Raw genomic sequence first — 14,681 nt, 5'->3', positions numbered from 1 at the left:
ACCGGGGTGTCCACGGCGGGCACGTCACGCCGAGTGTCCGCGACCGCCGTGAACGGGGGAGAATGACACCTGGTCAACGATGGGAACGGAGTTCGACGTGAGCCTCGCGGACAGCCGAGACAGGCAGGTGTGCCCCGGCCGGGGGCGTCCCCGCAGCGAGGCGGTGGAACGCGCCATCGTCGAGGGCGTGATGAAGCTCCTGGAGGACGGGGTCCCGCTCGCGGACATCTCCATCGAGCGTCTGGCGCGCACCGCCGGGGTCGGCAAGGCGACGATCTACCGCCGCTGGAGCGGCAAGGAGGAGCTCTTCGTCGACGTCCTGCGCGGAGCCGAGCCCGCCGACCCCGAGCTCCCCGGCCTCTCCATGCGCGACGACCTCGTCGTCCTGCTCGAGTCGCTGCGCCGGCGAGGTCTCGTCAGCCGCTCGTCGGCGATCCTGCACAACGTCTACGCGCAGATGAAGTCCAGCCCCAAGCTGTGGGCCGCGTACGACGCCACGGTCATAGCGCCCAGACGCCAGCTGGGCTACGAGGTGCTGCGCCGCGGTCAGCAGAACGGCGAACTGCGCGACGACGTCGACATCGAGCTGCTGAACGACATCTTCGTCGGCCCCATGCTCGTCCGCTCCGTCATGCGCCCGGACACCGACCTCCCGGAGGGCCTCGCCGAACAGATCGTCGACACGTTGCTGGAGGGCCTGCGCCCCGTCCGGCCGTGACGCGAACCGTTTCTGACGGCGTGAATGTGCGTGTTTCGTCACAGAAGCCGCACCTCGTGCCAGGATGCGGAACTCCGGGCTCGGAGTTGTACGTCCCCATGCCTGTACGGCCGTCCCGGACGGCGAGAACGACACCGGACATCCCCTAGGGTCGTAGTCGAGGGGCAGTAGGTGCGCACGGCATTTTGTGAGGCGACGGTATGGCGCAGGCGTATATGACGGAGACGGGCAGCGACGGCCGGGGGCCGGAGCGCAGAGAGTCCCGGATCCGACGCCTGCTCGACGGCTGGCGTGCCGACCGCGGCATCTGGCGGCGCGGACTGGTCCTCGCCGCCCTCGCGCTGCTGCTCGCCCTGGTGATGCTGGCGCACGGGCGGATCCCGAACCGGATCGGCAACCTCGGCAGTCTCACCGAGACGTTCCTGCCGTGGCTCGGGGTGTTCATCCCGGTCCTGCTGGTCCTCGCCTTCGTGCGCAGGTCCGCCAGTGCCCTGATCGCCGTGCTGCTGACCGGCGCGGTCTGGCTGAACCTCTTCGGCGGACTGCTCACCGACAAGACCGGCGCGGCCGGCGATCTGACCGTCGCCACCCACAACGTCAACGCCGACAACCCGGACCCGTCCGGCACCGCCCGGGCCGTGGCCGCCTCCGGCGCCGACGTGCTCGCCCTGGAGGAGCTGACGGCGTCGGCGGTGCCGGTGTACGAGAAGGCGCTGGCCTCGACGTACAAGTACCACTCGGTCCAGGGCACCGTCGGACTGTGGAGCAAGTACCCGCTCGGTGACGTCCGGCCGGTGGACATCAAGCTGGGCTGGACGCGCGCCATGCGGGCGACCGTGGCGGCGCCGGCCGGTCCCGTCGCGGTGTACGTGGCCCATCTGCCCTCGGTGCGGGTGAAGATGAAGGCCGGGTTCACCGCCCGGCAGCGCGACAAGAGCGCGAACGCGCTGGGCGAGGAGATCGCCGACGAGTCCCTGGAGCGGGTCGTCCTGCTCGGTGACCTCAACGGCACCATGAACGACCGGGCGTTGAACGCGGTCACCTCGCAGATGCGTTCCACGCAGGGCGCGGCGGGCAGCGGCTTCGGGTTCAGCTGGCCGGCCTCGTTCCCGATGGCCCGGATCGACCAGATCATGGTCAAGGGCATCGAGCCGGTGACCTCCTGGACCCTGCCGTCCACCGGCAGCGACCACCTCCCGGTCGCGGCCCGCGTCAAGGTGGACGCCACCGCGTCGTGATCCACCCGCAACCGCCTTCGGGTCTCCCGGAATACTGGATCGAGCAGACTTTGTTCACCGGCTAAACTTAATAGGCCGGTGTCCAGCCGACCGCGTCCCGCGCACATCGCCGTGCGCGGGCGTGCCCGTACCCGCGCGTGTTCCCGCACACCGCGCGCCCGTACGGAGTCCCGCTCGCCCCAGCTCCCCCGAAAGGCATCTCATGCCTCTGGCCCTGCTCGCCCTCGCCGTGGGCGCCTTCGGCATCGGAACCACCGAGTTCGCCATGATGGGTCTCCTGCCCGACGTCGCGGGCGACCTGCACATATCCATCCCCGCCGCCGGACATCTGGTCTCCGCCTACGCGCTCGGCGTCGTCGTCGGCGCCCCGCTGCTCGCCGCGGCCACCGCCCGCATGCCCCGCCGCACGGTCCTGATCGCCCTGATGGGCCTGTTCGTCGCGGGCAACGCGCTCTCCGCGCTCGCCCCCGACCAGCACTGGCTGCTCGCCGCCCGCTTCCTCAGCGGACTGCCGCACGGCGCCTTCTTCGGCGTCGGCGCCGTCGTGGCCACCGGCCTGGCCGCCCCCGAGCGCAAGGCCCGCTCCGTGTCGCTGATGTTCCTCGGCCTGACCGTCGCCAACATCGCCGGGGTCCCGGCCGCCACCCTCGTGGGACAGCACCTGGGCTGGCGGGCCACCTTCCTCGGGGTGAGCGCGATCGGGGCCGTCGCCATCGCCTCGTTGTTCCTGCTGATCCCGCCGGTCCCCGGACCCACCCCCGGCGGCGGCCTGCGCGGCGAACTCGCCGCCCTGCGCCCGCTGCCCGTCTGGCTCGCCCTCGGCACGACGGTCGCCGGCTTCGCGGCCCTCTTCGCCGCCTACAGCTACATCGCGCCCATGCTGACCGACGCCGCCGGATACACCGAGGGCAGCGTCACGCCGCTGCTCGCGCTGTTCGGCGTCGGCGCGACGGCGGGCAACCTGCTCGGCGGCCGGCTCGCGGACCACGCGATGCGCGCCACCCTGTTCGGGGGCCTGGCCTCACTGGTGGTCGTGCTCGCCGCCTTCCCGGTGCTGATGCGCACGCAGTGGAGCGCGGCGGCCGCGGTGCTGCTGCTCGGCACGGCCGCCTTCGTCACCGGCTCGCCCCTGCAACTGATGGTCATGGAGAAGGCAGCCGCCGCGCCCTCCCTCGCCTCCTCCGCCAACCAGGCCGCGTTCAACCTGGCCAACGCGGGCGGCGCGTGGACCGGCGGGCTCGCCCTGGCGGCGGGCTTCGGCACCACCTCCCCGGCGCTCGCCGGAGCCGCCCTCGCCGTGCTCGGCCTGGCCGTCGCGGGGTTGGCGTACGGCGTCGACCGCCGCCGGGTGGCCCTCGGAGGGGGCGCCCCCGGCCGTCTCGTGGCCGCCCACGTGCCCGCGCCGCCGGAGCGCGTACACCGGTGACGGGCCCGGCGGTCGCCGGATCGGGGTCCGCCGTCCCGGGACGGGTGACGCCGCCCGCGCGCCGGGACCGCGCCGCACGAAGCGGCCGGTCCGGAGCGCGCGGGCGGCGCCGCGCACGTCCCCGGCCGGCCGGAGACGCCGCGCCCCCGAACCCTCAGTCCGTGGACGCGCCCTCGTCCTCCGGGGGGTCGAAGCGGGCCAGGTCGCGCAGCCAGGCGCGGGCCGAACCGTCGGACGGCGCGCGCCAGTCGCCGCGCGGCGAGAGCGAGCCGCCCGCCGAGACCTTCGGCCCGTTGGGCATGGCCGAGCGCTTGAACTGCGCGAACCCGAAGAAGCGGCGGCAGAACACCTCCAGCCAGCGCCGGATCTCCGGCAGGTCGTAGGCGACGCGCTCGGCCTCGGGGAAGCCCGGCGGCCAGGCGCCCGCGTCCGGGTCGTTCCACGCGTGCCAGGCCAGGAAGGCGATCTTCGACGGCCGGAAGCCGTAGCGCAGCACGTGGAAGAGCGTGAAGTCGTGCAGCGCGTACGGGCCGATCTTCGACTCGGTGGACTGCATCTCCTCGCCCGGTACGAGCTCCGGGCTGATCTCCGTGTCGAGGATCGCGGCGAGGGTGCGGTCGGTGTCCTCGTCGAACTGGTGGCTGCCGATGACCCAGCGGATCAGATGCTGGATCAGCGTCTTCGGCACGCCCGAGTTGACGTTGTAGTGGCTCATCTGGTCGCCGACGCCGTACGTGGACCAGCCGAGCGCCAGCTCCGAGAGGTCACCGGTGCCGAGCACGATCCCGCCGCGCTGGTTGGCGAGCCGGAACAGGTAGTCGGTGCGCAGCCCGGCCTGCACGTTCTCGAAGGTGACGTCGTAGACCGGCTCGCCGGAGGCGAAGGGGTGGCCCATCTCCTGAAGCATCAGCCGGGCGGTCGGCGTGATGTCCAGCTCGGCCGCGGTGACGCCGAGGGAGCGCATCAGCTCGTGCGCGTTGCCCTTGGTGTGGTCGCTGGTGGCGAAGCCGGGCAGGGTCCAGGCCAGGATGTCGCTGCGCGGACGGCCCGCCCGGTCCATCGCGCGGGCGGCGACGATCAGCGCGTGCGTGGAGTCGAGACCGCCGGACACCCCGATGACCACCTTCGGGCCACCGATCGCCTGGAGTCGCTGCTGGAGTCCCGCGACCTGGATGTTGTAGGCCTCGTAGCAGTCCTGGGCCAGCCGGTCGGGGTCCGCGGGCACGAACGGGAAGCGCTCGATGCGCCGCCGCAGGCCCAGGTCGCCGCTCGGCGGGTCGAGCCGGAAGGGCAGGGTCCGGAAGTCGGCGGTGCGGGCGGTGTGGGTGCGCCGGTTGTCGTCGAAACTGCCCGTGCGCAGCCGCTCCTGGCGCAGCAGGTCGAGGTCGACGTCCGCCACGGCGAACTGGTCGTCGAGCGGGAAGCGGTCGGACTCGGCCAGCAGCGTCCCGTTCTCGTAGACCATGGTCTGGCCGTCCCAGGACAGGTCCGTGGTCGACTCGCCCAGTCCGGCCGCCGAGTAGACGTACGCGGCGATGCAGCGTGAGGACGCCGAGCGGCACATCAGCTTGCGGTCCTCGGCCCGGCCGACGGTGATCGGGCTGCCGGAGAGGTTGGCGAGGACGGTGGCGCCCGCCAGGGCCGCCTCGGCGCTCGGCGGCACCGGCACCCACATGTCCTCGCAGATCTCCGCGTGCAGCACCAGGCCCGGTACGTCCTCGGCGGCGAACAGGAGGTCCACCCCGAACGGCACGGACTCGCCGCCGACCAGGATCGTGCCGCCGCGCTCGTCGTCGCCCGCGGCGATCTGCCGGCGTTCGTAGAACTCCCGGTAGTTCGGCGGGTACGACTTGGGCACGACCCCGAGGACCCGGCCGCGGTGCACGACCACCGCGCAGTTGTAGACCCGGTTGCGGTGGCGCAGCGGGGCGCCCACGACGAGGACCGGCAGGAGCCCGGCCGACCCCGCCACCACGGTCCCGAGCGCCTCCTCGACCTGGTCGAGCAGCGCGTCCTGGAGCAGCAGGTCCTCGATGGAGTAGCCGCACAGCCCCATCTCCGGGAAGACGGCGACGGCGACACCCTCCCCGGCGCACCTGCGCGCCTGGCGCAGGACGGCCTCGGCGTTGGCGAGCGGGTCCGCGATGACGGTGTGGCCCGTGCAGGCGGCGACGCGTGCGAAGCCGTGCTGATAGAGCGACCGGAAGTTCAGAGGAGGCACCCGGCCAGTGTAATCGTCAGAGCGACGCGATGGGGTGGCCGGGGTGTGCGGCGAGCCGTCCTCCGCGGCGGACACCCGGCTCCGGAGCGCGCCGGGCGGGGAGCCCGGAGAACGAGCGATGCGCCCGGCTCCGCGGGGGAGCCGGGCGCATCGTCCGTGAGGCGTCGGTCAGCGACGGCTGAACGACTCGACGTAGCCCGGGGCGGGCGAACCCACGCCGGTGACGTCGTCGTAGCCCTTCACGGCCTTCAGCGAGCTGTCCTGGCCGAGGCTGCGGACCGAGGTGGCCAGACCGTCGGCGGCGTCGAGGCCGTTGACGAAGTCGACGCGGGCCACGGCGTAGTGCTTGCCGCCGGGCGTGTCGGTCACGTCGTGGTAGGCCTTGGACCCGGCCTTGGCGTAGATCGACGGGTTGGCGAAACCGATCGCCTTGCCGCCGCGCGCCTCCTGGGCGAGGGCCTGGACGGCCGCGATCACCGGAGCGGCGAGCGAGGTGCCGCCGATGCGGTACTCGCTGTACTGCTCGGTCCCGTCCGGGAAGGTCTGCGTCTGGCCGACGCGGAAACCGGTGTTGGGGTCGGCGATCGCCGCGATGTCCGGGACGACCCGGTTGCCCGCCGCGTTGTTGGCCTTGGCCAGCGCGTTCGGGACGACGCCCTTCTGGTAGTAGGGCTGCGCCACGGTCTTGCTGGTGCCGCCGCCCGCACCCGAGGTGAACGCGCCCGGGAACCCGGTCCAGCTCTTGCCGTCCGCGGACAGCGAGGCCTTCTCGGTGCCCCAGCCGGTCTCCCACAGGTACTTGTCGCCCTTGCCGACCGCCAGCGAGGTACCGCCGACCGCCGTCACCCAGGCCGAGTTGGCCGGGGTGTCGACCTGCTTCGTGCCGGTGTTGGCGACCTCGTCGCCGTCGTCGCCGGAGGAGAAGTAGAAGCCGATGCCCTCGACCGCTCCGAACTGGAACGTCTGGTCGTAGGCGGCGGCCAGGTCCGGGGTCTGGTTGGCCTCGATGTCGCCCCAGGAGTTGGAGACGATGTCGGCCAGGTGCCCGTCGACGATCTTGTTGAGCGAGTCGAGCAGATCGTCGTCGTAGCAGGAGGCGGCACCCACGTACGTGATGTCCGCGCCCGGCGCGACGGCGTGCACGGCCTCGACGTCGAGGGTCTCCTCGCCGTACCAGCCGGCCGCTCCGCACTCCTCGGTCTTCGTGTACTTCTTGGGCAGCACCTGGCGGAGCTGACCGCTGGAGTACTTCGCGTCACCGTGCTTGCCGGCGTAGGTGGCCGCGTCGAAGGCGATGGTCGGCGAGGCGTACGCGTCGGTGATGGCGACCCGCACGTTCTTGCCGGTGCGCTTGCCCGCCCCGTACGCCGCGCGCAGCTGCTTGCCGGTGTAGCCCTGGACGGCGTACGGGATCTTCGTCCCGTAGGCGTCCGGCAGGGTGCTCGCGATGTTCGAGCCGTAGTACGAGGAGAACGGCCCGGAGTTCTTGAACACCGCGTCCGGAGGCGGCAGTTGATCGGCGTGCCGCGCCTTGTGCGGGGCGTTGTCCAGGCCGGTGACGGTCAGGACGGCGCCGTTCAGGGCGGCGGGCGCGGAAGCCGTCCTCGACGGCGCCCGGTAGACCTTGCTGCCCTTGGTGTAGTTGTGGAGCTGGGTGCCGAACGCCTTCTCGGCGGCGGCGACGTCACCGGTGACGGAGACGTAGTGCTGCGTCGTTCCGGTGACCTTCAGGCCCGCCGACCTCAGCCAGGTGGTCACCGCGGTGACCTGGGCCTTGGTGGCGCCGAAACGTGCCTGCGCCTTCTTGGCGCTGAGGTACTTCCCGTACGAAGCCGAGTGCGGGTCGGACACGGCCCTGGCGTACGACGCCAGGCCCTTGGCGTCCCGTCCGGCGAGGTACACCCGGGCCGCGACCTGGGAGCTGTCGGAAGCCGCTCCCTTGTCCGCGTGGGCGGTGGCCCACGCGGGCTTGGTGCCCGCGAGCGTGACCCGGCTCGGGCCGTCCGCGGCGGACGCCGCGGGTATGCCGAGCGCCAGCGCGCCGGCGAGCAGGGGCAGGGTCGCCGCCAGGCTCACTCCGGCGCGCGCGGTGGCGCGGTTGGATCTCATAGAACCCCCTGCGATGCGATTCGTCGCATGTAGTGGTTGCGGTGATCCACGCGAAAGCCCCACGTCCTGCCGGAGCGTGAGGAATGGATCACAGATGGGGGCCACTCTTACGGTGAACCGTTCATGCCAGGGGAATGAACAACCCAAGGAAAGACCAAGTGGCGGCAATTGGCGGCCATTTGGGGCGGTTTGATGTGCACCCTCGCGCATATTCGAGGGTTTTCCCTCGATCCCGATCGGGGCGCTGTAAAGGGGTGGCGGGCTTCTGTGAGCGGATCGAGTCCCTTGCCGCGGAACGGGACCTGGGCGGGGCGGAACCGGGGCGGGGCGGGAGACGGAGGAGCGGGACGGGTCCAAGGCACCTTGGACCCGTCCCGCTCCTCCGTCGCTCCGTCTGCCGGGCCGTCGGCCCCGCGCCGGCTAGTCGCGCGCCTTCGCGCCCCGCGCCTTCAGCATGTCGGCCATCAACGTGATCTCCGACTGCTGGGCGTCGACCATGCCCTGCGCGAGCCGCTTCTCCACGCCGACGGTGCACTTGGCGACACAGCCCTCGGCCATGTGGATGCCGCCCTTGTGGTGGTCGGTCATCAACTGGAGGTAGAAGACCTCGGCCTGCTTCCCGTTCAGCGTGCCGAGCCGCTTCATCTCCGCGTTCGTGGCCATGCCCGGCATCAGCGAACCGTCCTTGCCGGACGCCATGTCACCCATGCCCATCCAGGTCATCGGCGGGTCCGGGGACACCTTCGGCAGCTCCCACAGGTCGAGCCAGCCGAGCAGCATGCCGCGCTGGTTGGCCTGCGTCTGCGCGATGTCGTACGCGAGGCGCCGCACCTCCACGTCCTTCGTGCGGTCCCGCACGATGTACGACATCTCGACGGCCTGCTGGTGGTGGACCGCCATGTCCCGGGCGAAGCCCGCGTCCGCGGAGCCGGCGGCGGGCGTCCGCGTCCCGGAGCCGGAGTCGTCCCCGTCGGCGACCGCGTACGTGATCGCCCCGGCCGTGACGAGCACGGTCGCCGCGGCACCCGCGATCCACCCCACGTGCCTCACTGGGTCAGGCCGTTGGTGCAGGCCGCGCCCGGCTCGGGGGTCTGCTTGCCCTGCACGAACTCGGAGAGGAACGCGTCGACGTTCTTGTCGTCCGCGCCGGTCACCGTGCGCTGCTTGCCCCAGGCGCTCAGCATGATCGGGTCCTTCTGGTCCTCGACCGGGCTCATCAGCGTGTACGGGGTCTTCCTGACCTTGGCCGCGAGCGCCTTCACGTCGGCTTCGGACGCCTTGCTGTTGTACGTCACCCAGACGGCGCCGTGCTCCAGGGAGTGCACGGCGTTCATGTTGTTCACGGCCTTGGGGTAGACGTCGCCGTTGCAGTTCATCCAGACCTGGTTGTGGTCACCGCCGACCGGCGGCTCCATCGCGTACGCCACGGTCTTCGAGACGTGGTTGCGCGCCAGCGTGCCCTTCCAGCTCTTCACCCCGTCCGCGCCCGTGACGAAATGCCCCGACGCCTGCTTCGAGTCGCTCGCCGTGTCCTTCCCGCCGTCGTCCGACTGCGACCGGGCGATCGCGACACCACCGGCCACGAGGCCGGCGACGGCGACCGTACTGGCCGCGATCACGAGGAACCGGTTGCGCCGCTCGCGGGCGCGCTCGGCGCGGCGCAGCTCTTCGATGCGCTCCTTGCGCGATCCGGTGCTGGTGTTCTTGGCGGAACCCATGGTGAGTCCTTATGGGGGATGGGGCGGTCGGGTCCGCTGATCGTAAACGGGAAGAGGGGGACATGGCAGGGAGGGCACGGGATTGGCCCGGAGTGTGCGGGTGATGCCGGAAAGAGGGTTGACGCGGGCGGGCGGACACGGGCGGGCGGAGGCGGGCGGCGGACGCGTGCCGGCGGCGGAGGGGAAGGGGGCCGGACGGGGCCCGGAGAGAAAATTTGAACCGGAGATGCGCATTACCTACCCTGTCGGTCATGCGGTTGCTGCGCTCCACCGACCTGGCCCTTCGCGTCCTGATGCGACTGGCCGTCGTCGGCGACTCGACGCCCACCACGCGCGAGGTCGCGGCCGACATGGAGGTCCCCTACACGCACACCGCCAAGGTCGTCGCCGAACTCCAGCACCTCGGGCTGCTCGACGCCCGGCGCGGCAGGGGAGGCGGCCTCACGCTCACCGAGAAGGGGCGCGGGGAGTCCGTCGGCGCGATCGTGCGCTCCTTCGAGGGGGAGGGCGACGTCGTCGAGTGCGAGGGCGACACCCCGTGCCCGCTCGTCTCCGCGTGCCGGCTGAGGGGTGCGCTGCGGCGGGCCCAGGAGGCCTTCTACGCCTCTCTGGACCCGCTGACCATCGCCGACGTCGTCGCCGAGCCGACCGGGCCCGTGCTGTTGGGCATCAGCCGCAGGCCGTGACGGACCCGGTCCGGTCGGACCCGGTCCGGTCGGGTCCGGTCCGGGCGGCGTCCCTGGAGCGGAGGCGGAGGCAGGGGCCCGCGGCCCTAGTGGAGCCGGCGGCCCCGCGGCCGCCGCGTACCGCCGTCCGGCCGGGAACCGACCGCCGTGTACCGCCGTCCGGCCGGGAACCGGGAAGCGGGGCCCGGCGCGCACCGGGCCCCGCTTCGGCCGCCTCGTCAGTCCTGGGCCAGCCAGAGGTCCGGTCCGAACACCTCGTAGTGGATGTCGGAGGCGGGCACGCCCTTCGCGAGGAGCTGGGTCCGTACCGCGCGCATGAAGGGCAGCGGTCCGCACAGGTAGGCGTGCGTGCCCGGACGGACGGTCACCCCGGAGAGGTCGACCAGGCCGGTCCGCTCGGCGGGGTGGCCCGGCTCGGGCCGCTCGTACCAGAAGTGGGTCTCGGCGTCGGGGAGTTTGCCCGCGAACGCCTCGTGCTCGGCGCGCAGCGCGTGCTCGGCGGGGGAGCGGTCGGCGTGCACCACGGTGACGGGCGCCTTGTGGCCGGAGAGCGACAGCTGCTCCAGCATGGCGATCATCGGGGTGACGCCGATGCCCGCCGAGGCGAGCAGGAGCGGGGCGTCCGTGTCGTCGAGGACCAGGTCGCCGTAGGGCGCCGAGACCTGGAGGACGCTGCCCTCGCGGACGTGCGCGTGCAGATGGGCGGAGACCTCGCCCTCGGGGCTCGTCGCACCGTTCTCGTCGGCGCGGACCCGCTTGACGCTGATCTGGCGCACCGGGGAGCCGGGCGCGCTGGAGAGGCTGTACTGGCGGATCTGGCGGGCGCCGTCCGGGAGTTCGACGCCGACGGAGACGTACTGGCCCGCGCGGAAGTCCGGCAGGGGCGCGCCGTCGGCCGGGCGGATCCGGAAGGTGGCGACGTCGGCGGTCTCCTCGACGCGCTCGGTGACCACCCAGGGGTGCAGGGCCCCGTCGTCGGCGTTCTCGTCGTACAGGTGCTTCTCGAGGGCGATCAGGGCGTTCGCCATGAGCCAGTACACCTCGTCCCAGGCGGCGGCGACCTCCGCGGTGACCGCGTCGCCGAGCACCGCGACGATGGCGGCGAAGAGGTGCTCGTGCACGACCTTGTACTGCTCGGGCGTGACGCCCAGGGAGGCGTGCTTGTGGGCGATGCGGCTCAGCATCGCGTCGGGCCGCTCGTCGGGGTGGTCGACCAGGTAGGTGGCGAAGCCGGCGATGGACCCCGCGAGCGCCTGGCGCTGGGTGCCCGCGGCCTGGTTGCCGCGGTTGAACAGGTCGCGGAGCAGCTCGGGGTGGGCGGTGAACAGTCCGGCGTAGAAGCGCTCGGTGATCTCGCCGATGGCGGCGCCGACGACGGGGAGGGTCGCGCGCACGGTGACGGCGGATTGTTCGGACAGCATCGGGACTCCTCAAGGCCGGGGCGGAAGCGGTGGGTTACACCCCTCCGCATGAGCCGCACACTAATCAAACTTGCATTTGAGATGCAAATTAAAACTCGGGGGACGGGCGAGTACCGGCCGCCCCTTACGGGTGCGTGGGTGAGCAGGCAGTATGTGCGGCAGAGAAGGACACCTGCCGTACGCGAGGCGTTCAGGCCGAGGTCGCCCGGCCGATCATGGTCCGCAACGCGCATGAAATGGTGTTGTGGTGGGATGCTCAGGTGCGCCGATCGTCTTCGCGGCGTGGGAGCAGGCGGCCTGACCAGCAAGGATGGGTGGAAGCGGAAGATGGACAAGCAGCAGGAGTTCGTGCTCCGGACACTGGAGGAGCGTGACATCCGGTTCGTACGTCTGTGGTTCACGGACGTGCTCGGCTTCCTGAAGTCGGTGGCCGTGGCCCCGGCCGAGCTGGAGCAGGCCTTCGACGAGGGCATCGGCTTCGACGGTTCCGCCATCGAGGGCTTCGCCCGCGTGTACGAGTCCGACATGATCGCCAAGCCGGACCCGGGCACCTTCCAGGTGCTGCCCTGGCGCGCCGAGGCTCCCGGCACGGCCCGCATGTTCTGCGACATTCTCATGCCGGACGGCTCCCCGTCCTTCGCGGACCCGCGCTACGTCCTCAAGCGCGCCCTCGCCAAGACCTCGGACCTGGGCTTCACCTTCTACACCCACCCCGAGATCGAGTTCTTCCTGCTGAAGGACCGCCCGCTGGACGGCTCGCGGCCCACCCCGGCCGACAATTCCGGCTACTTCGACCACACCCCGCAGAACGTCGGCCAGGACTTCCGGCGCCAGGCCATCACGATGCTGGAGTCGATGGGCATCTCGGTCGAGTTCAGCCACCACGAGGGCGCCCCCGGCCAGCAGGAGATCGACCTGCGCTACGCCGACGCGCTCTCCACGGCCGACAACATCATGACCTTCCGGCTGATCATGAAGCAGGTCGCGCTGGAGCAGGGCGTCCAGGCCACCTTCATGCCGAAGCCGTTCTCGGAGTACCCGGGCAGCGGCATGCACACCCACCTCTCCCTCTTCGAGGGCGACCGCAACGCGTTCTACGAGTCCGGCTCGGAGTACCAGCTCTCCAAGGTCGGCCGCTCCTTCATCGCCGGCCTGCTGAGGCACGCCGCGGAGATCTCCGCCATCACCAACCAGTGGGTCAACTCCTACAAGCGCATCTGGGGCGGCTCGGAGCGCACCGCCGGAGCCGGCGGCGAGGCCCCCTCGTACATCTGCTGGGGCCACAACAACCGCTCCGCCCTCGTCCGCGTCCCGATGTACAAGCCCGGCAAGACCGGCTCCGCGCGGGTCGAGGTCCGCTCGATCGACTCGGGCGCGAACCCGTACCTCGCCTACGCGCTGCTGCTGGCCGCGGGCCTGAAGGGCATCGAGGAGGGGTACGAGCTCCCGCCGGGCGCCGACGACGACGTCTGGGCCCTCTCCGACGGCGAGCGCCGGGCGATGGGCATCGAGCCCCTCCCGCAGAACCTCGGCGAGGCCCTCTCCCTCATGCAGCGCAGCGAACTCGTCGCGGAGACCCTCGGCGAGCACGTCTTCGACTTCTTCCTGCGCAACAAGAAGGCGGAATGGGAGGAGTACCGCAGCGAGGTCACCGCCTTCGAGCTGCGGAAGAACCTGCCGGTGCTGTAGGCGCTGGTCAGCGGTACTTTGCGGGACGCAGTACGCGGGTCCACGGTCACTGACCGTGGACCCGCGGTCGTCCTCGCCGGCCCCGGGGCACCACCTAGCGCACGTACGCGGGTGACACGGCCGCGGTGCTGACGCGCCGCGGCCGTCCCGTGCCGTCGGACGGGAGGGTCCACAGGTCGGCCCCGTAGTCGCCGGGGAGGGCGTAGACGAGGGTGTGGTCGTCGCGCCAGACCACCTGGTCGTCGACGCTGCGCGGCTCGGCGAGCGCCGTCTCGTGCCCGGTGCGCAGGTCGAGGACGTACAGCTGCCAGGGCGCGTCCTTCGGAAGGCCCTCGACGCGTTTCTTGAAGGCGATGCGGGTGCCGTCGGGGGAGAGGGACGGGCACTCGACGTTCGTGTGCAGGGTGGTGACGGTGCGGGCGGCCAGGTCGCCGCGGACGAGATAGGTCGTGCCGTGCGTGGCCATCGTCGCGTAGAACCCGCGGTCGTCGGCCGTGAAGGTGACGCCCCAGAAGTTGACGTCGGCCGACCGGTAGGTCCTGCCGTCCTTCACCACGCGGTACGCCTCCAGGGACGGCGTCAGCCTCCCCGTGCGGGTGTCGACGATCGCCGCCCGGGTGGAGAAGTTCGTGCCCGCGTAGGAGTCGCCGCCCACGAACGCGGTCCAGGCGGCGTACCGGCCGCTGGGCGAGACGCGGGCGCGGGACGGGATGCCGGGCACGTCGTAGCGGGCCCTGACGTGCAGGCCGGCGTCGAGGATCACCGCCCGGTAGGTGTCCTGGACCGTGCCGCGCACCGCCTGGAGGCACACCCCGGTGCCCGAGGCGGCGTGGAAGCGCAGGCACTTGACCCTGGACGCGGTGCGCGGGCCCGACGGGTCGGACGCCGGGACGGACGTCAGCTCGTCGCGGTGCGGGCCCCACGCCATGTTCCGGAACACCAGCCGCCGCGAGTCGGTCAGCGAGACCGGACCGGCGGTGACCCGCGGGCCGCCCGGCTGTGCCTGGTTCCTGCGCTCCGCGCGGGCCGAGGCGTGCAGCACGGAGGCGGTCGCGACGCCCGCGAGGACGACCAGCGCCGAGAGCAGGACCAGGATGCGGGTTCGCAGCGTCATACGAGGCCTTCCGGGGAGGTGCGGCGGACGGGGCGCAGGATCACCGAGAACAGCGCGCACAGGGCCAGCGCCACGGCCGACGCGGTGAGCGCCGTGCGGTCGCCCCACGCCGTCCAGGCGGCGCCGAAGGCCAGCGAGCAGACGAAGCGGGCCAGCGCCTGGCCCGTCTGGACCAGCGCGAGCCCGGACGACCGCAGTTCCCCGGGCACGCTGTCCGAGGCCGCGGCCATGAGCACGCCGTCCGTCGCCGCGTAGAAGCCGCCGTGCAGGAACAGGACGGCGAACGGCAGCGCCGTCCCGTGCCAGGAGGTCAGCAGCAGGCCGTACGCGAGCAGCAGGGC

The 14,681-nt window shown here is 71.8% G+C and carries 11 protein-coding genes and 1 pseudogene; 5 read left to right on the top strand and 7 right to left on the bottom strand.

Going from position 1 to position 14,681, the window contains the following annotated elements; all coding sequences use genetic code 11:
- The first annotated feature begins 97 nt into the window (after positions 1-97).
- The 3 genes from CW362_RS13880 (at position 98) to CW362_RS13870 (ending at position 3,382) form a co-directional block, all read left to right on the top strand.
- Positions 98-718: a TetR/AcrR family transcriptional regulator gene (locus tag CW362_RS13880; RefSeq protein WP_376450350.1), complete on the top strand. Its 621-nt coding sequence runs from the start codon at positions 98-100 to the stop codon at positions 716-718.
- 200 nt (positions 719-918) lie between these two features.
- Positions 919-1,956, top strand: a complete 1,038-nt coding sequence (locus CW362_RS13875; RefSeq protein WP_103549744.1) for an endonuclease/exonuclease/phosphatase family protein — start codon at positions 919-921, stop codon at positions 1,954-1,956.
- A gap of 202 nt (positions 1,957-2,158) precedes the next feature.
- On the top strand, positions 2,159-3,382 hold the full coding sequence (locus tag CW362_RS13870) for an MFS transporter (protein WP_103549743.1): 1,224 nt from the start codon (positions 2,159-2,161) through the stop codon (positions 3,380-3,382).
- A 154-nt stretch (positions 3,383-3,536) separates the two neighbouring features.
- On the opposite strand, the gene CW362_RS13865 is transcribed toward CW362_RS13870, so the two are convergent.
- From CW362_RS13865 to CW362_RS13850, 4 genes are all read right to left on the bottom strand, one after another.
- Entirely contained in the window at positions 3,537-5,594 is a 2,058-nt protein-coding gene (locus CW362_RS13865) for an NAD(+) synthase (protein ID WP_103549805.1), read from the bottom strand.
- Positions 5,595-5,771: 177 nt separating this feature from the next.
- Positions 5,772-7,712 (bottom strand): S53 family peptidase, encoded by a 1,941-nt coding sequence (locus CW362_RS13860; RefSeq protein ID WP_103549742.1) that lies wholly within the window; start codon positions 7,710-7,712, stop codon positions 5,772-5,774.
- Between the two features lie 420 nt (positions 7,713-8,132).
- The gene (locus CW362_RS13855; RefSeq protein WP_103549741.1) at positions 8,133-8,762 is read right to left on the bottom strand and encodes a DUF305 domain-containing protein; all 630 of its coding nucleotides are present in this window, start codon (positions 8,760-8,762) and stop codon (positions 8,133-8,135) included.
- Positions 8,759-9,430 (bottom strand): DUF3105 domain-containing protein, encoded by a 672-nt coding sequence (locus CW362_RS13850; protein WP_103549740.1) that lies wholly within the window; start codon positions 9,428-9,430, stop codon positions 8,759-8,761. The genes CW362_RS13855 and CW362_RS13850 overlap by 4 nt, the downstream gene beginning before the upstream one ends.
- A gap of 251 nt (positions 9,431-9,681) precedes the next feature.
- Here CW362_RS13850 and CW362_RS13845 point away from each other — a divergent pair, with 251 nt between their 5' ends.
- Entirely contained in the window at positions 9,682-10,116 is a 435-nt protein-coding gene (locus CW362_RS13845; protein WP_103549739.1) for an RrF2 family transcriptional regulator, read from the top strand.
- Between the two features lie 218 nt (positions 10,117-10,334).
- Here the strand turns inward: CW362_RS13845 and CW362_RS13840 are convergent, their stop codons facing one another.
- On the bottom strand, positions 10,335-11,537 hold the full coding sequence (locus CW362_RS13840) for a globin domain-containing protein (protein ID WP_103549738.1): 1,203 nt from the start codon (positions 11,535-11,537) through the stop codon (positions 10,335-10,337).
- 327 nt (positions 11,538-11,864) lie between these two features.
- On the opposite strand from CW362_RS13840, the gene glnA reads away from it, so the two are divergent.
- A complete protein-coding gene (gene glnA / locus CW362_RS13830) occupies positions 11,865-13,226 on the top strand; it encodes a type I glutamate--ammonia ligase (RefSeq protein ID WP_103549736.1) in 1,362 nt (453 codons plus the stop codon).
- A gap of 94 nt (positions 13,227-13,320) precedes the next feature.
- On the opposite strand, the gene CW362_RS13825 is transcribed toward glnA, so the two are convergent.
- Entirely contained in the window at positions 13,321-14,340 is a 1,020-nt protein-coding gene (locus CW362_RS13825; protein WP_103549735.1) for a TolB family protein, read from the bottom strand.
- A pseudogene (locus tag CW362_RS13820) lies at positions 14,337-14,681 on the bottom strand (MFS transporter); the annotation flags it as partial. The gene CW362_RS13825 and the pseudogene CW362_RS13820, both read right to left, overlap by 4 nt.

This window comes from Streptomyces populi (assembly GCF_002911015.1).
Lineage (GTDB): Bacteria > Actinomycetota > Actinomycetes > Streptomycetales > Streptomycetaceae > Streptomyces > Streptomyces populi.
This window is presented reverse-complemented; position numbering and strand designations above follow the sequence as displayed.

What these genes read in the sequence shown, in the direction of transcription:
- CW362_RS13875 (WP_103549744.1), top strand. Translation starts at nt 919, where the DNA reads ATGGCGCAGGCGTATATGACGGAGACGGGCAGCGACGGCCGGGGGCCG.
- CW362_RS13870 (WP_103549743.1), top strand. Translation starts at nt 2,159, where the DNA reads ATGCCTCTGGCCCTGCTCGCCCTCGCCGTGGGCGCCTTCGGCATCGGA.
- CW362_RS13860 (WP_103549742.1), bottom strand. Translation starts at nt 7,712, where the DNA reads ATGAGATCCAACCGCGCCACCGCGCGCGCCGGAGTGAGCCTGGCGGCG.
- CW362_RS13850 (WP_103549740.1), bottom strand. Translation starts at nt 9,430, where the DNA reads ATGGGTTCCGCCAAGAACACCAGCACCGGATCGCGCAAGGAGCGCATC.
- CW362_RS13845 (WP_103549739.1), top strand. Translation starts at nt 9,682, where the DNA reads ATGCGGTTGCTGCGCTCCACCGACCTGGCCCTTCGCGTCCTGATGCGA.
- CW362_RS13840 (WP_103549738.1), bottom strand. Translation starts at nt 11,537, where the DNA reads ATGCTGTCCGAACAATCCGCCGTCACCGTGCGCGCGACCCTCCCCGTC.
- glnA (WP_103549736.1), top strand. Translation starts at nt 11,865, where the DNA reads ATGGACAAGCAGCAGGAGTTCGTGCTCCGGACACTGGAGGAGCGTGAC.
- CW362_RS13825 (WP_103549735.1), bottom strand. Translation starts at nt 14,340, where the DNA reads ATGACGCTGCGAACCCGCATCCTGGTCCTGCTCTCGGCGCTGGTCGTC.